This is a genomic window from Erwinia sp. (assembly GCF_049696395.1).
Lineage (GTDB): Bacteria > Pseudomonadota > Gammaproteobacteria > Enterobacterales > Enterobacteriaceae > Erwinia.
Window position 1 is genome coordinate 1 of the sequence record NZ_JBAVTT010000119.1, and the last position, 21,645, is coordinate 21,645.

The following is a 21,645-nucleotide window of genomic DNA, read 5'->3' on the forward strand; positions in this document are numbered from 1 at the left end:
ATGCCCAGATTTTTTAACGCGCCTGCTGCTTCAAGGCCCAGTAATCCGCCCCCGACAACAGCGCCGCGTTTGCTGCGACGCGCGCAGGCTTCAATGGCATTGAGATCTTCAATGGTGCGGTAAACGAAGCAGTCCTGGCCTTCCGCGCCTTTAATGGGCGGGATCCAGGGATAGGAGCCGGTAGCGATCACCAGCTTGTCGTAATGGACGGCGCGGCCGCTGCTGGAGTGGATAACCTTTTCCTGACGGTTCAGCGTGATGGCGCGTTCGCCAATCAGCACTTCGACGTGGTTTTTCAGGTAGAGATCGTTGCGCACCAGCGATAACTCTTCAGCGGTATGGTGAGAAAAGTAAGCAGAAAGGTGTACGCGGTCGTAGGCTACGCGGGGTTCTTCGCAAAAGACGGTGATGGCAAACTGGCCGGGCGCTGCTTTTTCTACCAGTTCTTCAATTAACCGGTGGCCCACCATGCCGTTGCCAATAATGACGAGTCGGGTGCTCATATTTGCCTCACAATGCAATTTATTGCCGCTACAATAGCGCGCCCACTTGCTGGCTTATTGATGTACATCAAGCCACTTTTTAAATACTCCTTTATAGGTAGATGGCTGATTTCGTAGTATTTTTTAGTAAGTATTGGAATTTGCAGGCGTTTGACTGCATCGGATCGGTCCCGGCCTGACAATCTGCCGTGCAGCCTGCGCAAACAATGTTATGGTTAAAGAAGAGATCACTGACCCTCAGGAGCTGGTATGCAAGCTGTTAATTTGAAATGGATTACTCATGTTCGTTTGCCCTTGCGGGAAGGCCTTTGGCAAATTGAGATCCAGGACGGCAAGATCGCCCAAATTTCCCCTCAGGCTCAGACTTCACCTACAGGGGAGACATTGGATGCAGAAGGTGGCCTCGCTTTTCCGCCGTTTATCGAGCCGCATATTCACCTTGATACCACGCAGACTGCGGGCGAACCGGCATGGAATGAGTCTGGAACGCTGTTCGAGGGCATTCAGCGCTGGGCTGAACGTAAGGCACTGCTGAGCCATGAAGATGTGAAGCAGCGGGCTAAACAGACGCTAAAGTGGCAGATCGCCAACGGCATCCAGCATGTGCGCACCCATGTGGATGTGTCCGACCCTACGCTGACGGCGCTGAAAGCGATGCTGGAAGTGAAGGCAGAGATGGCGCCGTGGGTAGATATTCAGCTGGTGGCATTCCCGCAAGAGGGTATTCTGTCCTATCCAAACGGCGAGGCTTTGCTGGAAGAGGCGCTGAAACTTGGTGCGGATGTGGTTGGGGCGATCCCGCATTTTGAATTCACCCGTGAATATGGCGTTGAGTCGTTGCATAAAACCTTCGAGCTGGCGCAGAAATACCAGCGAATGGTGGATGTGCATTGTGATGAAATCGATGATGAGCAATCTCGTTTTGTCGAAACGGTCGCCGCGCTGGCACTTCGCGAGAAAATGGGCGAGCGCGTTACGGCAAGCCACACCACCGCAATGCACTCCTATAACGGTGCCTACACTTCACGCCTGTTTCGCTTACTCAAGCTGTCCGGCATCAACTTTGTGGCCAATCCGTTGGTAAATATCCACCTTCAGGGACGTTTTGACACTTACCCTAAACGCCGTGGTATCACCAGGGTGAAAGAGATGCTGGAAGCGGAGATCAACGTCTGCTTTGGTCATGACGATGTGTTCGATCCCTGGTATCCGTTAGGCACCGCAAATATGCTGCAAGTGCTGCATATGGGGCTGCACGTCTGCCAGCTGATGGGATACGGCCAGATTGATGCGGGCATCAACCTGATTACGCACAACAGCGCCAGAACGATGAACCTGAAGGATTACGGTATCCAGACCGGCAATAGCGCTAACCTGATTATTCTGCCTGCTGAGAATGGCTTTGATGCGCTGCGCCGCCAGGTGCCGGTGCGCTATTCGATCCGTCAGGGAAGGGTGATTGCAGAGACGAAGCCAGCGGAAACCACCATTCATTTGCAGGAAAGTGAGAAGGTGGATTTTAAGCGGTAAGGAAGCGAAACGCAGAACGCTGACTTTCGTCTACGCAATAAAAAGGCCGGTTTCCCGGCCTTTCTTCTGTCTGTGTGCTAATCAGTGCGCTGACATATGGCCAGGCAGCTTATGCTTGCTGACAAAGCCCAGCAGCAGACACATCACAAACACTACCGCATAGAGCCCATTTGCTGTTAACAGCGCCGCGTGCGCGCCGCCTTTCTCAACAATCGGCCCGGTTACCACGAAGGTCAGCATGGTACCTACGGTGCCGCAGGTCAGGATAAAGTTGACCAGTTTAGGCGAAGAGACTTTGGTCTGCAGCGAGCCGAGGGTGATGATGGTGGTGTAAATTGCGCTGGAGCAGAAGCCCAGGCTGATCATGATCCACTTCAGCATGGAAGCGTCAGTAGAGGTCACGAACCAGTACATCAGTCCTGTCGCCAGCAAGGCCAGTACGGTGACAATGCGCTGCGGATCGAAGAAACGCAGAATGGCGCTGAAGGCCCACATCCCAATCATGTAAGACGTCCAGAAGTTACCTACCAGCCCGCCGGCCTGGCTGATATCCATGCCCATGGTTTTGGTCGCATACAGCGGCACCCAACCAATAAAGCCCAGCTGACCGAGGATATAGCAGAGTGCTGCAATGGAGAGTAACAGCACGCCAACGCCCCATTTCTCTTTCTCGCCCTGCGGCTGATTAGGCGCTTTCTTACCGAGTACCGGGAATTCAAAGCACAGTGCCAGCACAAAGATCGCCACGTAGATCACGCCGATACAGGCATAAACCCAGTACCACGGCAGCGAGCGGGCGAGGATGGCGGCGGCAATAATCGGGAAAATAGTCCCAGCCATGCTAAAGAAGGAGTCGGTAAACAGCAGGCGAGAACCGCGCTGACGCCCTTCGTAGAGATGAGTAATCAGGAAGGTACCAATCGACATGGTAATGCCGCTGACCACCCCCAGCACGAACATACACAGGGAGAAGATGCTCAGGTTGTGACTGTTCATCAGCCCCAGCACCGCCAGCACCATCAGCACAAACCCAAAGATCAGCTGGCGCTTCAGTGGAATAATTTCCATCAGCCAGGCATTCAGAAACACCGCAGCCAGGATACCGGCGTTCAGGAAGGTAAAGGTATTACTCATCTGGGCGACGGGTAACTGGAAATAGGCAGCAATATTTTCCAGCACCATCCCGGTCACAATAACCACTGCGCCGGTAAGCGCATAAGAGAAGAAGCTGATCCAGGTAAGCCCGATGCGATCGCGATTAGTCATAATTGGAAACCTGTGAGTCAAAGGGAGTGTGAGGCAGGACGCCCACGGTAAGCGTCGGAAGTGTAACGAGAATCGTGATCAGCTTAAATAATTAATGAAACATTTGTTTTCATATTCATTAATAACGTGATCATCCTCACGGTTTATTGGCAATCGCAAGCGATTGCCTGCAGGACTTTCGACGTAAATATAGGTAAAACGCTGGCGCACGGGTAAGCGCCTCTTTACAATCAATTGGTTATTCTTGCCTGTAGCCCTTAGTAAGGAATCTTTCATGTTAAAACGTACTTTGACAGCGGTTGCTACCGTTCTCGCGCTGTCCTCGATCTCCGTTTCTGCTTTGGCAGCCAAAGGAGATACGCATGTGATGCTGACGACTTCAGCTGGCAACATTGAGCTGGAGCTGAATAATCAGAAGGCCCCAATCTCGACGAAAAACTTCGTTGATTACGTCAACAGCGGCTTTTACAACAACACCACTTTCCACCGCGTAATCCCTGGTTTTATGGTACAGGGTGGCGGCTTCACGACTGATATGCAGCAGAAGCCAACCAATGCGCCGATCAAAAACGAAGCCGACAATGGCCTGCTTAACAAGCGTGGCACCATTTCCATGGCCCGTACTGCGGATAAGGACAGCGCCACCAGCCAGTTCTTCCTCAACGTGGCGGATAACGCTTTCCTCGATCACGGCCAGCGTGACTTTGGCTATGCCGTGTTTGGTAAGATTGTGAAAGGTCAGGACGTGGCTGACAAAATCTCCCAGGTTCAGTCGCAGAACGTCGGTCCTTACCAGAATGTTCCAGTGAAACCTGTGGTGATCCTCTCCGCAAAAGTGCTGCCTTAATCTCCCGATGGGTGATTGCTGCTTATACTGAGTGCAGGCAATCTGCACGCGGCCGCCAGGCCGCATTGAGCATCAATCACCTCGTCTTTGGAGGCAGCATGTCCAAAAAAGTCACTGAGAAACAGAAACACACCCTCTGGCAGCAAAGAGTTGAAGCGAATTTCCTCGCGAGTTTTCAATTAGGCAGCACAACGCTGGACCCAGGTCCTGCGCATCCCGGACTTCCCCATTTGCGTGCCCTTCACCATGCCCTGTTTCAGGACGTCCTTGAGGATGCGGGAGAGTTGCGTTGCGTTGATCTTCAATTGGGCGACACGCCCTGCTGCCATTTCGAATATATCGAGAAGGAGGGCAATGCATTGATGCAGTCGCTTGAGGATGAACATGGCCTGGCCGATTTGCCTCTGGAAAAGCTGACCGAACGTCTTGCCTGGTATTACTGCGAATTCACGGTACTGCATCCCTTCCTGCACGGTAATGGACGAGCTCAGCGTCTGCTGTTTGAGCAGGTGATCATTCAGGCAGGGTTTGATATTCAGTGGAAGAAAATCGATCGCGAAAGCTGGCAGTCTGCGAACCTTGCCAGCCTTGAGGGCGATCTGAGCCTGTTAACCGCCGCCTTTGGCAAAGTGGTAAGCGAACGTCAGGAAAGTGCGTAGAATAGCGCCGTCCTGATCCCGCCCGGAGCCACCATGCTGCTGCTTATTGATAACTACGACTCGTTTACCTGGAACCTCTACCAGTATTTTTGCGAGTTGGGAGCCGAAGTTGAGGTTCACAGAAATGATGAGATTACCTTAGAGCAGATAGCGGCTTTACAGCCCGAGCATCTGGTCATTTCTCCTGGCCCCTGCACGCCTGACGACGCGGGGGTTTCACTGGCCGCTATCCGTGAATTCGCCGGAAAATTGCCGATTCTGGGCGTTTGCCTTGGGCATCAGGCCATCGCACAGGCATTTGGCGCACGAGTGGTGCGGGCCCGCGAAGTGATGCACGGGAAAGTTTCAGCTATCGAGCACAACGACGGCGGGGTGTTTGCCGGCCTTAATCATCCGCTTACCGTCACCCGCTACCATTCGCTGATTGTGGAAAATGGCTCGCTGCCGGACGAATTTGACGTGACGGCCTGGACGCTTGCAGAGGGCAAGGCGGACGAGATAATGGGCTTCCGTCATCGTCACCTTCCGCTCCAGGGCGTGCAGTTCCACCCGGAAAGTATCCTCAGTGAGCAAGGACATCACCTGCTCGGCAATTTTCTCCAGCTGAAATAAATTGCCTTTGAGTGATTTATTATGCATATTTTGTGATTATAATTTCACTTTCCTGCAACGTTACAAATGATGAGGTAGTCAATGGCAGCGGATAAATTAGCGGTAACGCGGGCAACATTTGATGAAGTGATATTGCCTGTTTATGCACCAGCACAGTTTGTGCCGGTAAAAGGCAAAGGCAGCCGTGTCTGGGATCAGCAGGGCAAAGAGTACATCGATTTCTCCGGTGGGATTGCGGTCACCGCATTAGGACATTGTCACCCTGTGCTGGTGGAAGCGTTAAAAACCCAGGGCGAAACGCTGTGGCACACCAGTAATGTGTTCACCAACGAACCGGCACTGCGCCTTGCCAGCAAGCTGATTGCTGCCACCTTTGCTGACCGCGTGTTCTTTGCCAACTCCGGCGGCGAAGCCAATGAAGCTGCCTTTAAGCTGGCCCGCTACTACGCCTCAACACGCCATTCACCGTATAAAAGCAAAATCATCGCTTTCCACAACGGCTTCCATGGCCGCACGCTGTTTACCGTTTCTGTGGGGGGGCAGCCGAAATACTCCGACGGCTTTGGCCCGAAACCAGCCGATATCGTGCATGTGCCGTTCAACGACCTGGACGCAGTCAAAGCGGTGATTGATGATCACACCTGCGCTATCGTCGTCGAGCCGATTCAGGGCGAAGGGGGCGTAATGCCCGCTACCGTTGAATTTATGCAGGGGCTGCGCAAACTTTGTGATGAACATCAGGCGCTGCTGGTGCTGGATGAAGTGCAGTCCGGCATGGGCCGCAGCGGTAAGCTGTTCGCCTATGAGCATTACGGTGTGAAGCCAGATATCCTGAGCACCGCAAAAGCGCTGGGCGGCGGTTTCCCGGTCAGTGCCATGCTGACCACCAACGAGATCGCTTCCTGTATGTCACCGGGCGTACACGGCACCACTTACGGTGGAAACCCGCTGGCCTGTGCCATTGCGGAAGCCGCGCTGGATATCATCAATACTGAGGAGGTATTGAGTGGTGTTGAAGCGCGTCGTGAGCTGTTTGTCACCGCGCTGAAAGCTCTGGACGCGAAGCTGGATCTGTTCAGCGACATCCGTGGGAAAGGGTTGCTGATTGGCGCGGAGCTGAAGCCACAGCATGCAGGCAAAGCACGCGATATTCTGAACGCCGCTGCGGCTGAAGGTGTGATGATCCTGAATGCCGGTACGGATGTGATCCGCTTTGCGCCATCGCTGGTGATTGAGCCGACCGACATCGAAGAAGGCATGGCGCGCTTCGCCAAAGCCGTAGAAAAAGTGCTGTCTTAACGGGCACACCAGGGAGCTGAGTTGTTGAGCTCCCTGAGCCTTCTTGCCGATCCCCGCAGTCTGACTTTCACCCTTTCCTTAAGTCGATTTCCTCAACCGCCGTGATAACCAGCGCCCATGATGTGGCCGGGAACTCCAGGCCAGCGACGAAATGGTGTGCATCACGCTCAGGTGCCTCAGAATACCGTTGAGATGCCTCTCCACAATGGTCACCGGCCCCTGATTCAACTCCATCTGGGTATCCAGCACGTTGGTTTCTGAGCTCGGCCCGTCATACTCCAGGCGTTGCTGGCAACGCTGGAGCGCCACCTCACAGGCTTGCAGATAGCGCTCGGACAATGAGGCGGTCAGCATGGTGTGTTCACGCGCCAGCGTGGTCATGGCGTTGATGTGTTCGACAATGAACTGGCTGTGTGTCACCCAAAGCTTCATGTCTGCCAGATAGCTGGGATCAAACCCTGGCTCCTGCATCGACTGGTTGAGCGAGTTAAAAAGCGCATTGTGGGCCTGATTCACGCGGATACGCTGATAAGCCAGCTTCACCGACTCCTGTTCGTTGCCCAGCAGCAGGCGAAGAGCATCCTGATAGGTTTCCAACGCATCGTGCGCATTTTGCCTGAGCAGCCCGCTTTGCCACTGTGGCCACAGCCAGACCATGCCGCCGAAGGCGATCAGGCACCCCATCAGCGTATCCATTAAACGGGGGAGCAGGAAATCTGCGCCATTCAAAGAGAGCAGCTGGAGCGTATACACCGCGGTGACGGTAAAGCCAATCGTTGCGTAGCCATAGAACTTGCGAATGAACAGATAGCTGACCAGGGTAATAGCCAGCATCACCAGCAGCACGACAGATTCCGGTGCCTGCAGCCTTAACGTCACTGCCGCAATAATCAGCCCGGCCAGCGTGCCTAAAGCCCTGTGTTGGATCCTGACGCGGGTAGCGCTGTAACTGTTCTGGCTGACAAACATCACCGTCATCAGGATCCAGTAGGGTTTGGGCAGATTAAAGGACAGCGCCAGCGAGCTGGCAAAAGTCAGCATTACGGCGAAGCGGGCGGCGGTTCGAAAGGCAGTCGATTTCAGCGACAGATAGCTTTTGATTGCCGGGATCAGCGGCAGGCGGCGCTGTCGGTCGGCCATTAAATCCCGCTGATAGAGCGGGCGTTGGGTGCGTAATACCCGGCCAATACGGCTGAAATGGTAATAGCAGAACGTCCCTACCGGATTATCAGGGTTCTGGCGGGAGATCTTCTCCAGCGCCTGCAGCTGCTTCTCCATGGTGAAGCGACTGGGGAGCTTGTGATAGAGAATATCGTCGGCCAACTCGCGCAGTCTTGCGGCTAAGGTCTGCGCATTCCAGCGGATCACCGCTTCTGCATGACTTTGCGTGACCAGTTGTTGCACTTCGGCCGGTTGATGCAGGCTGACCGAGATGTGCTCCTGCAAATCCAGCGCGACCTGAAAAGCTCTGGTCAGCCGTTTATGATGATTGTTGTTGGTGGCTGACAGCATATGCATCTGCTGATAACAGGTGGTGATCAGATCTACCGCTTTTTGCTGACGAGCAAGCAGCGGAGGCAGCGCTTTCTCCGGATCGGTGAGCTTAGTTAGCAGGGTGTATTTCGCTTCGCAGTAATCGGCAAGCTCGCGATAGAGCAGGCTTAACGTTTCCCGCAGCGGCTGCTCTTTCCACAGCCAGAACCAGAACCAGTTAAACACGCCGTACCAGATGGTGCCGAGCACGTAGAGTATCGGCGGTTCCCAGACCGGCATTCGTCCAGCCAGGCTGAGTGTGAAGATGGCGGCAATCAAGGAGCCGGGAAGCAGACGAGCATGCAAAGGGCCGATCTCACCGGTGACGCCAAGCAGCATCGCCATCGAAAACAGGATAACGGGCAGGGGAACGTGGTGTCCGGCCAGGTACTGGATCAGGAAACTGCTGAAGGCGAACAGGCTTCCGCCGACGATCAGGCGTTTGAAAAAGCGTTTATGAGGAGTATCAAGTCCAGCGAGGTTGCAACAGGCAGGGACTAAGGAGAACAGCAACCCTCTTTGCAAATCGCCCAGCAGCCATCCCATGGCGACGGGTAAACAGAGCACCAGCGTCTGGCGCAATGCGTAGTTAATCTCCGGATGATAAATCAGTCGACGCCACATCACTCCGTACCAAATAAAAAGGCGCAACAGCCGTTGCGCCGTGGATCAGAGCCGATTAGCGAGTGCCGTAGACAACGATAGTTTTGCCGTGTGCCGAGATCAGGTTTTGATCTTCCAGCATCTTCAAAATACGTCCCACTGTTTCACGTGAACAGCCAACAATTTGCCCTATTTCCTGACGCGTGATTTTGATCTGCATCCCATCTGGGTGAGTCATTGCGTCAGGTTGTTTTGCCAGGTTCAGCAACGTCTGCGCGATGCGACCAGTCACATCGAGGAAAGCTAAATTGCCCACTTTCTCTGACGTAACCTGCAGACGATTCGCCATCTGGGCAGACAGGCGCATCAGAATGTCAGGGTTAACCTGAATCAGCTGACGGAATTTTTTGTACGAGATTTCAGCCACTTCACAGGCTGTCTTAGCGCGTACCCATGCGCTGCGTTCCTGACCTTCTTCAAACAGGCCAAGCTCGCCAATAAAGTCGCCCTGATTGAGGTAAGAGAGGATCATCTCTTTGCCTTCTTCATCCTTGATAAGCACCGCTACTGAACCTTTGACGATGTAGTAGAGGGTTTCTGCCTTTTCACCCTGATGAATCAGCGTGCTCTTGGATGGATACTTATGAATATGGCAATGTGACAGGAACCATTCAAGTGTCGGGTCTGTTTGCGGTTTGCCGAGAACCATTCGCTGTTATCCTCTGTTGTAATCGTGCCTAAATACAGGGGCAGAGTTCCCTGTCAGGCGTTGAAATAGTCAAGCGTTTCCCATCAGGAAAGTTATTCGGGCCTCTGTTAAAAGCCTGGCTCGTTATGTGATTCGTTTCGTCGTGCCTGTAGAGTACTGACGAAAATATTACAGCTTTGTTTGTAGCACAGCTTTCAATGAGTGTCTTGTGTTGTCTCGCTTCAGCATAGTGTGAAAACTGCCGCATTGCCGTTTTTCTGTCTAAAGCGTAATGTGGCGATAACTGAATGAATTAGAGGAACTTGTTATGCAGGCTCGAGTCAAGTGGGTTGAAGGGTTAACGTTTTTGGGAGAATCCTCATCCGGGCATCAGGTTCTGATGGACGGAAATGCCGGCGATAAAGCACCCAGCCCGATGGAGATGGTGCTGATGGCGGCGGGAGGATGCAGCGCGATTGATGTGGTTTCCATCCTGCAGAAGGGCCGCCACGAGGTGAAGGATTGCGAAGTAAAGCTGAGCTCCGAACGGCGTGAAGAGGCCCCCCGCTTATTTACCCACATCAATCTGCATTTTATCGTCACCGGCGCAGCGCTGACCGATAAAGCCGTTTCCCGGGCGGTCGATCTCTCCGCTGAGAAATATTGCTCGGTTGCGCTAATGCTGGGCAAAGGGGTGGAGATCACCCACAGCTATGAAGTGATTGAGTTACCGGCTTAAATTACCCAATGACTCGGCACTAAGCCCCGCAGACTCGGGGCTTTATTCTATCTTTTTGCCTTCGATCAGACGCTTAACCAGCGGCCCCATAATAAGCTCCATCGCCAGCCCCATCTTGCCGCCAGGTACCACCAGCGTATTAATGTGCGAGATAAACGACCCCTGCAACATCGACAGTAAGTAAGGGAAGTCGATATCTTCCAGCGCCTGGAAATGGATCACCACAAAGCTTTCATCGAGCGAAGGAATACCGCGCGCCGCGAACGGGTTAGAGGTATCCACCGTTGGCACACGCTGGAAGTTAATGTGCGTGCGTGAGAATTGCGGCGTAATAAAGTTGATGTAATCTTCCATCGAACGCACCACCGAATCCATCACCGCCTCGCGCGAATGGCCTCGTTCACTGGTATCGCGGACCAGCTTCTGGATCCACTCCAGATTGACGATCGGCACCACGCCTACCAGCAAATCAACCTGCTGCGAGACATTATTCTGCGGAGTCACGACGCCGCCATGAAGCCCTTCATAAAACAGCACGTCGGTGGGTTCCGGAAGCGGTTGCCACGGGGTAAAAGTCCCCGGAACCTGATTCCACGGCACCGCCTCATCATAGGTGTGCAGATATTTACGGGATTTGCCGCTGCCAGAGCGACCGTATTCAGCAAAGGTCTGTTCAAGCAGGGCGAAGTCATTGGCCTCCGGGCCGAAGTAGCTGATGTGGCGGCCCATATCACGCGCTTTGCGGATCGCCATATCCATTTCAGGACGGGTAAAGCGGTGGAAACTGTCGCCTTCTACTTCGGCCGCATGCAGATTAAGCTGTTGGAAAATTTTTCTGAAGGCCAGGCTGGTGGTGGTGGTTCCCGCTCCGCTGGAGCCGGTGACGGCAATAACCGGATGTTTGGCTGACATGCGCATACCTCCCTGAGAAAAGTCACATCGATCCAGCATTGGTATCATGTTTCGCGCACGGGTGTCATCTTTGCCACCCTCTGATGCCAAAAAAGCAACGCTGTGCCGCATTTTTGCTGCTTCAATTCGCGCACAAATGCCCGCAGACTGACAAAAAAATCAGCAGGAGAATACGTCCGATGACTATGCCGTCGTCTCGTTGGTGGTGGGATCTCTCCACCAGAGAGTTCAGTGAACTGGAGATGGATAAAGTGATTGCGGTGCTGCCGATTGGGGCGGTAGAGCAACATGGTCCGCACCTTCCGGTCAGGGTGGATGCGGCAATAAACGCCGGGATTATTGCCCGCGCGGTAGAAATCATGCCGGAAAATTTGCCGGTGCTGATCCTTCCGGCGCTACCGGTAGGAAAATCTGATGAGCACCTCAATTTTCCTGGAACCTTAACCCTGCCTTACGATGTATTAGGTAAGGTCTGGTTTGAAGTGGCGAAAAGCGCCTGGCGTGCCGGCATCCGTAAACTGATTTTCTGGAATTCTCACGGTGGACAGCCGCAATTAATGGAGATCGTCTGCCGTCAGTTGCGCATCGAACTGGAGATGTTTGCGGTCGGCGCCAGTTGGTTCCGTACCATTGACTCTTCCGACCTGTTCAGTGCTGAAGAGTTACAGCACGGTATTCACGGGGGCGAATCTGAAACCAGCGTAATGCTGCATCTGCATCCTGATTTGGTGCACATGGAGCATGCGGAGAACTTTGTTTCCGCCTCCGTAGCGCTGGCCGAAACGGGCGGTATCCTGACACCGGAAGGCGGAGTCGGCTTTGGTTGGATGGCGGAAGATCTGCACTCTTCTGGCACCACCGGCAATGCAGCTGCGGCTGATGCAGAACGAGGAAGGATTGAAACCGACCGCGCCGCAGAAGCCCTGATCAAGCTGATCCAGGAAGTGCAGGCGTATCAACCCCCCTTCCAGCGTTAATCTCGCGAGGTGGCGTTGTCTTAGCGGCAACGCCCTTATGCCATCTGGCTCATCATGGCTTTGATCGTTTCTGCCAGCACGCTACCAATAGCGCTGGTGCCGCGATCGTGGCCAATCAACATCAGCGTTTGTGCCTGCTGCGATAACTCCCTCACCGGGATATACATCAGTCGCCCGCTACGCAGATCAAACTCAATATCAAACGGGGTGAGGAAGGTCAGCGCCTGATCGAACATTGCGGCCTGACGCATCACTTCAATCGAGTTGGTTTCAATCACCGGATGGACGGTCACCATCGCTCTGGCAAACAGTTCGTTGAGATACGGGCGGATCACCATCGACTTATCAGCAATCACCAGCGGATGAGGGACACAGTCGCTCAGGCGCAGGCTGGTTTTATCGGCCAGTGGATGACCCGGCGCAACAACGGCACCCAGTCGGCCAACGGCACTTCCCAGGATGCGCAAAGAGGGCGGCAGATCAAAATCAAAGCCCAGCCCCAGATCGGCCTCCCCTGACTCTACTGCGGCAGTAATGTCATCGCCGGTGGTCATCTGTCGGAGGATCAATTTTACCCGCGGATTTGCCCGGCGGAACTCAGCCGCCATTCGTGGGATTAAATTGGCGGCCAGCCCGCTCATCATCGCGACCGTCACTTCGCCTCGCCTTAATCCCTTCAGCTCTTCAATCTTGATTTGTGCCCATTCCAGCTCTTTAAAGGTCTGCCGCACGTGGTGGATCAACACTTCCCCTGCCGCCGTTAATACCATTTTCCTGGGCAGGCGCTGGAACAACGGTGTCCCCAACTCCTCTTCCAGCGCAAGGATCTGGCGGTTGATAGCCGAAGCCGAGATATGCAGTCGTCCGGCCGCTTTGCGGATAGATCCGCAGCGCGCCACTTCATCAAGGTAGGTCCAGAGCCGGTGTTGCAACATGCCAAACTCCCTGCGTTGCCTTAAAGGCATCAATGAGTGCGAAAATATGTGCTTTTAAGGTAACGAAAATCGCGGCATAACTGAACAATCTTCAGTTGAGGGGGCATAAAAAATGGCAGGTGTAAGTCGCAGGGGATTTGCAAAAATGCTGGCGGGTGCAGTGATGTTACCGACTTTGGCGCCGTTACTTTCTAACAGCGCGCTGGCCGCCGATAAAAGCATCAAGATAGCGTTGTTGTTACCGGGCTCTGTAGCCGATGGCGGCTGGAGCATGCTCGCTTATCAGGGATTACAGGCCCTGAAGAAAGAGGGCTTTACCGTGGCCTGGAGTGAAAGCGTTCCGCAGGCACAGATGGAGCAGGTCATCAGGGGCTATGCCGACGATGGCTACACGCTGATTATCGGCCACAGCTTTGAATACGGTTCGGCCTTTGCTGAAATCGGCCCTGACTATCCGGACACGTATTTCTTTGCTTCAACCTTCAAACCAGACAACAAAGCGCCAGCCAACGTGGAATACGTCAACCTGGCCTATTTGCAGTCGGCTTATGCGGCTGGTGCGCTGGCAGCCCTGATCTCCGATAAAGGGAAAGCGGTTGGCTTCGTGGGCGGCGGGGATAACCCTACGCAGCAAGCCATGATGCGGGCTTTTATTGCCGGAGCAGAGAAAACTCGTGCAGGTGTGAAAGGTCTGGGCGTGGTCACTGGCGACTATGACAACGCTGCCAAGGGCAGAGAGGCGGCAACTACGTTGATCGGTAACGGGGCTGATGTGATCTGGCATACCGCCGACGTGACGGGATTAGGGGCATTACAGGGCGCGGCTGCGGCGAAGGTCAAAGCTATCGGCTGTTATGCCGACCAGAAAGATGTCTCGCCTGAATATATCGCCTGCAGTCTGAAGCAGAACCTCGACTGGATGGTAGAAGAAGTCGGCCATTCCGTAGCGAATAAAACGTTTATGGGCGGCAAAGAGTGGTCTCCGACGGTCGCTAAAGCCTGGTCGGTGGTGTACGGCAGTGAGCCTTACAACAGCAAACTGGTCAGCGCTGAAGCCTGGCAGAAGTTTACCGCTATCTGGCAGCAGCTGGATAACGGCAGCATCGTCCCTAAAGTGTGAGCAAAGGATTTTTGATATGGCATCAACTCCGTCAGTCCGTGTAGCGCTCAATAAGGTGACCAAGCGTTTTGCGCGCGTCACGGCCAATGACTGTGTGTCGATGCAGGTGGCCTCAGGGGAAATTCATGCGTTGCTTGGTGAGAACGGCGCGGGGAAAAGTACCCTGATGCATATGCTCTACGGATTGTATCAGCCTGATGAAGGCGAGATTGTCATCGAAGGCAAGCCGGTCACGCTGCGCGATCCCGGTGATGCGATTGCCTGCGGCATCGGTATGGTTCATCAGGAATTTATGCTGGTGCAGCCGATGACCGTGGTGGAAAACGTGATCCTTGGGCTGAAAGAGACCCGCAGCGGTCACCTTGATTTACGATCAGCAGCGGCACGTTTACAAGCTTTGTCGGATCGTCATGGTCTTGCCGTCGATCCCTGGGCACAGGTGCAGCATTTGCCGATTGGCGTGCAACAGCGGGTTGAGATCCTCAAGCTACTTTATCGGGACGCCCAGGTGTTGATCCTGGATGAGCCCACAGCCGTACTGACGCCGCAGGAAAAAGAAGGACTGTTTGCCACGCTTAAATCGCTGCGTGCCGAAGGGCGTTCGGTGATCATCGTGACCCACAAGCTGTACGAAATTATGGCGGTAGCCGATCGTGTTTCCGTTATGCGCGGCGGAAAAATGGTCGATACCGTGGCGGTAACTGAGACATCAGAAACCGATCTCGCCAGACGCATGGTAGGAAGGGATGTGGTGCTGAGGGTGAATAAGTCGCCCTGTCAGCCGGGAAAAGAGGTGCTGCACGTCGACAATATCGCGGTGCGGGACGACACCGGCCAGCAAAAAATCTGGCGTGCCTCGCTGAAAGTGGCCGCAGGGGAAATTGTTGGTATTGCCGGTGTGGACGGTAACGGGCAGTCCGAACTGGCCGATGCTTTGCTGAATCTACGCGAAGTGGAAGCCGGGCGGATCTGGCTGAGTGGCGAAGATATTACTGAGCTTTCTCCTGCCGCGCGGCGTGCCAAAGGCATTAGTTTTATTCCTGCCGATCGCCGGGGCGTGGGTTCCGTCACCTCGCTGTCGATAGCCGATAACGCCATGTTGGGCGCACAACAAACCTTTACCCACGCCAGGGGCTGGCTGCTCGACCGCAAGAAGATCGCGCTGCATGCGCGAGCCATCATCAACCACTTTGCTGTTCGCACACCGGATATCGACTTCGAGGCGGGGAAACTGTCTGGTGGGAATCTGCAAAAACTGATTCTGGGCCGGGAAGTGGCCCGTAAACCGCAGCTGCTGGTGGTGGAACAACCTACTCGTGGGCTGGATGTGGGCGCTGTAGAAGCCGTTTGGCAGGCACTCCTTGCCGCGCGTGACAGCGGTTGCGCCATTGTGATGATTTCCGCTGAGCTGGAAGAGATCCTGAACCTTTCTGACCGGGTCGCCGTGATGTACAGCGGGCAAATCGCCGGGATCCTCGATGCGTCAGACGCTACGGCAGAAAAGCTGGGTGAACTGATGGCCGGTGGCAAACTCACTTCGGGGGCAGGTAATGATCAAGCTGCTTGAAAAACGACTGTCTCCAGCCGACTCCTCAACCGCCATTGCGATAACCACTACAGGCGCAATGCTGGTGGCCTTTTTCCTCGCCGGACTGCTGTTTATTCCTTTCGGTGGCAATCCGCTCAGCGCCTACGGCTTTTTATTCAGTGAAGCCTTTGGCTCAATGCGGGGTATAGGGCAGACGCTGGTGCAGGCAACGCCGCTAATCCTGATTGCTTTAGGCACGATTGTTATCTGGCGCGCGGGTCTGGGCTATATCGGCTTTGAGGGCTGCTTCCTGGTGGGGGCGGCGGCGGCAAGTTGGGTGGCGCTGGCGGGTATGCCGCAAGGTCTTCCCTGGATGCTGCCTGGCTGGGCTTACTGGCCTGCAGTCATCGTAGCTGCTTTCGCTGCGGGATCGCTGTGGGCAGGTTGGGTTGGCTATCTGCGGGTGAGGTTCGGCGGTAACGATGTGTTGATTTCGCTGATGGCTAACTACGTGGCGATTTTCCTGATCCAATATCTGGTCTCCGGGCCGATGCGTGCAGCAGGCGATCTGCCCCAAACGCCGCGCCTGCCAAAAGAGAGTTGGTTACCCTTCATTATGGATGGCATGCGTGCGCACTGGGGATTAGGCATCGCGCTTATCGCCACGCTCTACGTCTGGTGGTTGATCAGGGCAACGCCTGCGGGCTTTGAAATTATCGTCAGTGGGCTGAACCCCAAAGCCGCACGTTACAGCGGGATTGAGGTTGGAAAACGTCAGATGAGCGCAGTGCTGCTGGGCGGTGGACTGGCGGCGCTTGCCGGTCTTTGTGCCGTATTGGGTGTGCAGCACCGTCTGATGGAAGGGTTGTCTGGCGGTGTCGGGTTTATCGGTGTGGTCGTGGCTTTGCTGGCCAGGCTCAACCCGCTGCTGGTGATCCCAACAGCGATACTGTATGGCGGCCTTGAGGTTGGCGGCAGCGCGATGCAACGCCAGACCGGCTTGCCTACTTCAGTGGTGCTTATTCTGCAAAGTCTGGTGGTTATTTTGATCCTCGCAGGCGACATCTTGCGCTATTACCGCCTGCGCTGGCCTGCTCGTACTCCGCACTCTTCTCTGACGGATGAGAAGTCATGAACGCATTAATGCATATCGATACCGCTTTTATGGTGACCTGGCTGGCAGCAGCCGTGCGCTTAGCTGGCCCGGTATTGCTGGCTGCTCTGGGCGAAATCTATGCTGAGCGCTCGGGCGTGCTGAATATTGGTCTTGAAGGCACCATTCTGATGGGCGCGCTGGCCAGCTATATGACCGCCGTTTACAGCGGTTCAACGGCGTTAGGTTTTCTCGCCGGAGGCGTTGCCGGAATGGGGGTGGGTGTTTTGCTCGCTGCGCTGTATTTGCGTGCGCATGCCAGCCAGATAGTGATAGGGATTGTCTTCAACATTTTAGCTGGCGGCGTGGCAACCTGGACCTATTCGCTGGTGATGGGGGATACCTCTTCACCGACGATCAGTATGCTCAATCCTGTCCATATTCCCCTGCTTTCAACGCTGCCGGGGATTGGCCCCGTGCTGTTCTCCCAACCCTTACCGCTTTATCTCACGTTATTGTTAGTTGGGGTTGCGCACTATGGCTTGTTCCATACCCGTTTTGGTCTCTCTCTGCGGGCTGTAGGGGAAAATCCCCGTGCTGCTCATGCCGCTGGCCTTAACGTCCTGCGCATCCGAACCTGGGGCGTCCTTCTCTCTTGCCTGGGCGCTGGCCTGGCGGGGAGCTATCTGGTTACCGCCCAGATTGGACTGTTCCGCGACAACATTGTCAGCGGCCAGGGATTTATCGCGCTCGCCATCGTCATTTTTGGCCGCTGGAGCCCGATAAAAGCGCTGATTGCCGCCTTCATTTTTGGTGCGGCTGATGCCCTGCAACTCTCGCTCCAGCTGTTTGAAAGTAGCCTTCCTCCGCAGGTGTTACTGGCACTGCCTTATCTGTTGACCATCCTCGCCATGTCAGGCGTGGTGGGGCGTACAGTGCAACCTGCGGCGTTAACCCAACCTTATCGCAAGGAGTAATGGATGAAGAATTTCCGCCTGACAAATCCCGCGGAGGCTCAGGTCTTCCGCATCAGCCCGAAAGACACTAACTACTTTGCGGTGCTGTTCGACAAGCAGTTGGACGGTATTGAAAATATCTTCGTAGTGGAGATTTTTACCGTCGGTGGCGCAACCCCGCCCAATGAACATGCACACGCGCACGAGTTCTTCTACGTGCTGGAAGGTGAGGGCGTGGCGAGCTGCAACGGTGATGAAGTCACTCTCAGCAAAGGCGATGCGCTACTGCTGCACCCCGGCAATGAACACCTGATCCGTAATACCGGCAGCGGCAAGCTGTATACCCTGACCGTAATGACACCGAATGAAGGTTTTGCGGAACTGATCCGCAGCGGCCAGCCGATGGCGCTGGATGAAGAAGATTTGCGTGTATTAAGCGGGAGATAATATGTCAGGACTGAATCCTCTGGGAAGTGCGGCACATAACCAATGGCGCGTGTCGGCCAGCGAGGTCAATATGGTGCGCCCGCCGGTCTCCTCCAATCCGGTTAGCTTGCTCAGCCGGGGCAGAGAAATCACCTTCGATCTGCAGCGGACCGCGCTGCTGGTGATTGATATGCAGAACGACTTTTGCCATCCCGAAGGCTGGCTTGGTCACATCGGCGTGGATGTCACGCCTGCGCGGGCACCAATCGAACCGCTGCAATCCCTGTTGCCTTCCCTGCGTGAAGCTGGTGTGCCGGTCGTCTGGCTTAACTGGGGCAATCGTCCGGATAAGCTGAACCTCAGCCCTGCATTGCTGCATGTCTACAACGCCGACGGCACCAGCGTTGGCCTGGGCGACCCACTTCCGGCCTCAGGTGAACCCGTGCTGCAAGAGGGAAGCTGGGCAGCCGAAGTGATTGACGAATTAGCCCCGGCAACGGATGACATCCGCATCAGCAAATACCGGATGTCTGGTTTCAAGGACACGGTGCTGGACAGCGTGCTGCGTAATATGGGCATTACCACGCTGCTGTTCGCTGGGGTGAATGCCGATCAGTGCGTGCTGTGTACATTGCAGGACGCCAATTTCCACGGCTACGATTGCCTGCTGCTGGAAGACTGTAGTGCGACCACCTCTCCGGCTTATTGCCTGGATGCCACGCTGTATAACGTGCAGCAATGTTTCGGTTTCGTCGTGAGTTCAACTGAACTGCTGCCGCAACTTTAAGGAGTTCCCTTGTCCTATCTTCTTACTGATGGCTGGATCATCACGATGAATCCCGAGCGGGATATCTACCAGCAGGCCAGCCTGTTAATCAGCGGCGATCGCATTGCGGCCATCGGCACGCGGGAAACGTTACAGGCAGCAAACCCGGAAGCCGAAGTCATCGACTGCCGAGACAGCATTATTATGCCGGGTATGGTGAACACCCATACTCACCTCTTCCAGACGCTGTTGAAGGGGCTGGGTGATGATATGGTGCTGAAGAAGTGGTTCACCTGCATGACCGGGCCGAGCGCGGTGGCGTTGACAGAAGAAGATGTATTCGCTGCAGCGCTGCACGGTTGCGTGGAATCTATTCGCTCTGGCGTGACCTCGCTGGTGGATTTTATGTATGCCCATCCCCGGCCAGGCCTGACGGCAAAAGTGATTGAAGCGTTTGAGCTGAGCGGTATTCGTGGGCATGTCTGCCGGGGATTCCTGACCACGGGCGCAGAGCACGGTATTCCGGCTGAATTGATTGAAACCCCGGAAGCGGCACTGGCCGATGCCAGGCAGGTTATTCACCGTTATCATCGTGCTGATGGGCGGGTAAAAGTGGGTCTGGCACCGAGTATGATTTGGGCGCTGGATGAGAAGGTGCTTCGTGGGACGCGTGAGCTGGCCAATGAAACCGGTGTGCTGATCACCACGCATGTCGCCGAAACGGATTTTGAGATTGCTCAGGCGCAGCTGCGTTTTCAAAGCAGCGATACCGAATTCCTCAGCGATATCGGATTTCTTGGCCCTGATGTGCTGGCGGTGCATTGCGTGCAGTGTAGCTCGCGAGATATCCGGGCGCTTAAACATCATGACGTGCGGATTTCTCACAATCCCTGCAGCAATCTCTATCTGGCTTCTGGCATCCCACCGATCCCGGAGATGCTGGCCGCCGGTCTGACCGTCGGTTTAGGATCTGATGGCCCGGCGAGCAGTAACAACCACAGTTTGTTCCAGGCGATGAAAACAGCGGCGCTGATGCAAAAGGGGGTTCACCGGGATCCCACCATTATGACGGCTGAAAAAGTGATGGAAATGGCGACAATTGATGGCGCGCGAGCCATCGGGCTGGATCATCTGGTGGGCTCGCTGGAAGTGGGGAAAAAAGCCGATGTGATCGTTATTGGCACCGATCATCCTGCTATGACGCCAATCCACCACCCGGTTTCCGCATTGGTCTATTCGGCGCTTGGACATGAAGTCACCGAGGTGTTTATTGATGGGGCCGCGGTGATGCGGGCCGGAAATCTGACGCGGGTAAATCAGCGTGACGTTTTGCTTCGATCCAGCCTCGCGGCCTCTTCACTGGCCGCCAGAACCGGCAACGATAAACCACGGCTCTGGCGTTCGGCCTCTTTCTAACCGGTCACCGAACCACGAGGCATGATATTGACCGTCTCGTGCAGTTCGGACCACACCAGCACCGCTTCGCCGCTGCTTAACTGGCGGCGAACATCCTTCACTTTCTGCTCCAGTGAGCGCTCCTGCTCGCCATAGTCGGTGCCTTCACGCAGCACAAAAGATTCAATCAGGTTATCGAGGGTTTCTGCGTCGAGCTCTTTCCAGGGAATAATCACGTTAGTTGTCCAGCCAGGTTGAAAGCCATTGAGGAATGCGTTGTTCAAGCCACATTTGTGGGTTACGTAAGGTTCCACCGACAAACCCTACGTGACCACCGTATTCAGTCAGTTGATAGGTGACGGAAGCAGGCAGCAGATCGACAGCGGGGATCACCTCGCTGGTCATAAAGGGATCGTCTTTGGCGTGGATAATCAGCAGCGGTTTCTCCACGCCAGGCAGTAATGGCATCGCGCTGCAGCGGCGATAGTAATCGGTGGCATCCTGAAAACCGTGCGCTCTGGCGGTAATGGCATCGTCAAAGTCCCGCAGTTTTTTCAACGCCCTCAGTTGCGGCAGATCGATCGGCAAGGTGCCTGGCCACGCAAGTAATTTGCGTTCGGCATTCTGCTTTAACAGGTTAAGCAGGTAGCGCTGATAGACGCGGGAAAATCCCTGTTCCAGTTTCTGGCTACAGGGTTCCAGCATAAGAGGCGCGGAAACGATTACCGCGGCATCAAGCAGGCACGCTTTGCCCTGTTTGCCCATCAGGCAGGCCAGCATGTTGCCCCCCAGAGAAAAACCAACGGCCGCCGTGGGAACATGGCCTAATTCCTCACGCAACCAGCTCAGGAAGAAGGTGGCATCGCTGGTTTCGCCAGAGTGGTAAATCCGGTCCAGGCGATTAGGCTCCCCGCTACACCCGCGAAAATGCATCACTACGCCCAGCCAGCCTCGTTCTTTACAGGCTTCCAGCAACCCATGAGCATACGGGCTGGTAAAGCTGCCTTCCAGACCATGAAACAGCACCACACGCGGCTTGTGCCTGGCGCCCTGAGGGTCTTCGCTCCAGGCTAAGTCGACAAAATCCGTGTCTGGCAGCGTCAGCCGTTGCCAGTGCGGCTTTAACGTAATCCGGCGGCGAACCAGACGCGGCAGAAGGGTTTGCAGGTGCGCATTGCTCATGCCGGTTAAAGGCTGAAAAGAGGCGGCGGTTGAGTGATTAAAATTCATGTTCAAAATGCTTGTAGGATCTCTGTCA

22 protein-coding genes are annotated in these 21,645 nt (G+C 54.9%); 14 read left to right on the forward strand and 8 right to left on the reverse strand.

Annotated elements, in window-relative coordinates:
- The coding region (locus WCC56_RS15155) for an FAD-dependent oxidoreductase (protein WP_424693176.1) at positions 1-503 on the reverse strand (503 nt) is incomplete at its 3' end.
- A 249-nt stretch (positions 504-752) separates the two neighbouring features.
- On the opposite strand from WCC56_RS15155, the gene WCC56_RS15160 reads away from it, so the two are divergent.
- Positions 753-2,033, forward strand: a complete 1,281-nt coding sequence (locus WCC56_RS15160; protein WP_424693177.1) for a cytosine deaminase — start codon at positions 753-755, stop codon at positions 2,031-2,033.
- Positions 2,034-2,114: 81 nt separating this feature from the next.
- Here the strand turns inward: WCC56_RS15160 and tsgA are convergent, their stop codons facing one another.
- Positions 2,115-3,299, reverse strand: a complete 1,185-nt coding sequence (gene tsgA / locus WCC56_RS15165) for an MFS transporter TsgA (protein ID WP_424693178.1) — start codon at positions 3,297-3,299, stop codon at positions 2,115-2,117.
- 274 nt (positions 3,300-3,573) lie between these two features.
- On the opposite strand from tsgA, the gene ppiA reads away from it, so the two are divergent.
- The 4 genes from ppiA (at position 3,574) to argD (ending at position 6,716) form a co-directional block, all read left to right on the forward strand.
- Entirely contained in the window at positions 3,574-4,146 is a 573-nt protein-coding gene (ppiA, locus tag WCC56_RS15170) for a peptidylprolyl isomerase A (RefSeq protein WP_424693179.1), read from the forward strand.
- 98 nt (positions 4,147-4,244) lie between these two features.
- Complete coding sequence (locus WCC56_RS15175) at positions 4,245-4,805, forward strand: putative adenosine monophosphate-protein transferase Fic (RefSeq protein WP_424693180.1); 561 nt, start codon at positions 4,245-4,247, stop codon at positions 4,803-4,805.
- A 33-nt stretch (positions 4,806-4,838) separates the two neighbouring features.
- Positions 4,839-5,417: an aminodeoxychorismate synthase component II gene (locus WCC56_RS15180; RefSeq protein WP_424693181.1), complete on the forward strand. Its 579-nt coding sequence runs from the start codon at positions 4,839-4,841 to the stop codon at positions 5,415-5,417.
- Between the two features lie 81 nt (positions 5,418-5,498).
- Entirely contained in the window at positions 5,499-6,716 is a 1,218-nt protein-coding gene (gene argD, locus WCC56_RS15185; protein ID WP_424693182.1) for a bifunctional acetylornithine/succinyldiaminopimelate transaminase, read from the forward strand.
- A 78-nt stretch (positions 6,717-6,794) separates the two neighbouring features.
- Here the strand turns inward: argD and WCC56_RS15190 are convergent, their stop codons facing one another.
- Both WCC56_RS15190 and crp read right to left on the reverse strand, forming a co-directional pair.
- Positions 6,795-8,873: a YccS/YhfK family putative transporter gene (locus tag WCC56_RS15190; RefSeq protein WP_424693183.1), complete on the reverse strand. Its 2,079-nt coding sequence runs from the start codon at positions 8,871-8,873 to the stop codon at positions 6,795-6,797.
- A gap of 55 nt (positions 8,874-8,928) precedes the next feature.
- Positions 8,929-9,561, reverse strand: a complete 633-nt coding sequence (gene crp / locus WCC56_RS15195; RefSeq protein ID WP_005969523.1) for a cAMP-activated global transcriptional regulator CRP — start codon at positions 9,559-9,561, stop codon at positions 8,929-8,931.
- Between the two features lie 307 nt (positions 9,562-9,868).
- Between crp and WCC56_RS15200 the strand changes: the two genes are divergently transcribed.
- Positions 9,869-10,279: an OsmC family protein gene (locus tag WCC56_RS15200; protein WP_424693184.1), complete on the forward strand. Its 411-nt coding sequence runs from the start codon at positions 9,869-9,871 to the stop codon at positions 10,277-10,279.
- Between the two features lie 42 nt (positions 10,280-10,321).
- On the opposite strand, the gene WCC56_RS15205 is transcribed toward WCC56_RS15200, so the two are convergent.
- Positions 10,322-11,191, reverse strand: a complete 870-nt coding sequence (locus WCC56_RS15205) for a phosphoribulokinase (protein WP_424693185.1) — start codon at positions 11,189-11,191, stop codon at positions 10,322-10,324.
- Positions 11,192-11,370: 179 nt separating this feature from the next.
- Between WCC56_RS15205 and WCC56_RS15210 the strand changes: the two genes are divergently transcribed.
- Positions 11,371-12,168 (forward strand): creatininase family protein, encoded by a 798-nt coding sequence (locus WCC56_RS15210; protein WP_424693186.1) that lies wholly within the window; start codon positions 11,371-11,373, stop codon positions 12,166-12,168.
- Positions 12,169-12,203: 35 nt separating this feature from the next.
- On the opposite strand, the gene WCC56_RS15215 is transcribed toward WCC56_RS15210, so the two are convergent.
- On the reverse strand, positions 12,204-13,103 hold the full coding sequence (locus WCC56_RS15215) for a LysR family transcriptional regulator (RefSeq protein ID WP_424693187.1): 900 nt from the start codon (positions 13,101-13,103) through the stop codon (positions 12,204-12,206).
- Between the two features lie 112 nt (positions 13,104-13,215).
- Between WCC56_RS15215 and WCC56_RS15220 the strand changes: the two genes are divergently transcribed.
- From WCC56_RS15220 to WCC56_RS15250, 7 genes are read left to right on the forward strand one after another with little or no spacing between them, the layout of a single operon-like run.
- Positions 13,216-14,223 (forward strand): BMP family protein, encoded by a 1,008-nt coding sequence (locus tag WCC56_RS15220; RefSeq protein WP_424693188.1) that lies wholly within the window; start codon positions 13,216-13,218, stop codon positions 14,221-14,223.
- Positions 14,224-14,239: 16 nt separating this feature from the next.
- Positions 14,240-15,790 (forward strand): ABC transporter ATP-binding protein, encoded by a 1,551-nt coding sequence (locus tag WCC56_RS15225; RefSeq protein ID WP_424693189.1) that lies wholly within the window; start codon positions 14,240-14,242, stop codon positions 15,788-15,790.
- A complete protein-coding gene (locus WCC56_RS15230) occupies positions 15,774-16,886 on the forward strand; it encodes an ABC transporter permease (protein WP_424693190.1) in 1,113 nt (370 codons plus the stop codon). The genes WCC56_RS15225 and WCC56_RS15230 overlap by 17 nt, the downstream gene beginning before the upstream one ends.
- Positions 16,883-17,821, forward strand: coding sequence for an ABC transporter permease (locus tag WCC56_RS15235; protein WP_424693191.1), 939 nt, complete (start codon positions 16,883-16,885; stop codon positions 17,819-17,821). The genes WCC56_RS15230 and WCC56_RS15235 overlap by 4 nt, the downstream gene beginning before the upstream one ends.
- A 3-nt stretch (positions 17,822-17,824) precedes the next feature.
- Entirely contained in the window at positions 17,825-18,247 is a 423-nt protein-coding gene (locus tag WCC56_RS15240) for a cupin domain-containing protein (RefSeq protein ID WP_424693192.1), read from the forward strand.
- A gap of 1 nt (position 18,248) precedes the next feature.
- A complete protein-coding gene (locus tag WCC56_RS15245; protein WP_424693193.1) occupies positions 18,249-19,013 on the forward strand; it encodes a cysteine hydrolase family protein in 765 nt (254 codons plus the stop codon).
- A gap of 9 nt (positions 19,014-19,022) precedes the next feature.
- A complete protein-coding gene (locus tag WCC56_RS15250) occupies positions 19,023-20,408 on the forward strand; it encodes an amidohydrolase family protein (RefSeq protein WP_424693194.1) in 1,386 nt (461 codons plus the stop codon).
- Here the strand turns inward: WCC56_RS15250 and WCC56_RS15255 are convergent.
- The gene (locus WCC56_RS15255; protein WP_013204163.1) at positions 20,405-20,623 is read right to left on the reverse strand and encodes a YheU family protein; all 219 of its coding nucleotides are present in this window, start codon (positions 20,621-20,623) and stop codon (positions 20,405-20,407) included. The two genes, WCC56_RS15250 and WCC56_RS15255, sit on opposite strands and share 4 nt — an antisense overlap.
- Position 20,624: 1 nt before the next feature.
- Complete coding sequence (locus WCC56_RS15260; RefSeq protein ID WP_424693195.1) at positions 20,625-21,617, reverse strand: hydrolase; 993 nt, start codon at positions 21,615-21,617, stop codon at positions 20,625-20,627.
- Positions 21,618-21,645: the final 28 nt, after the last annotated feature.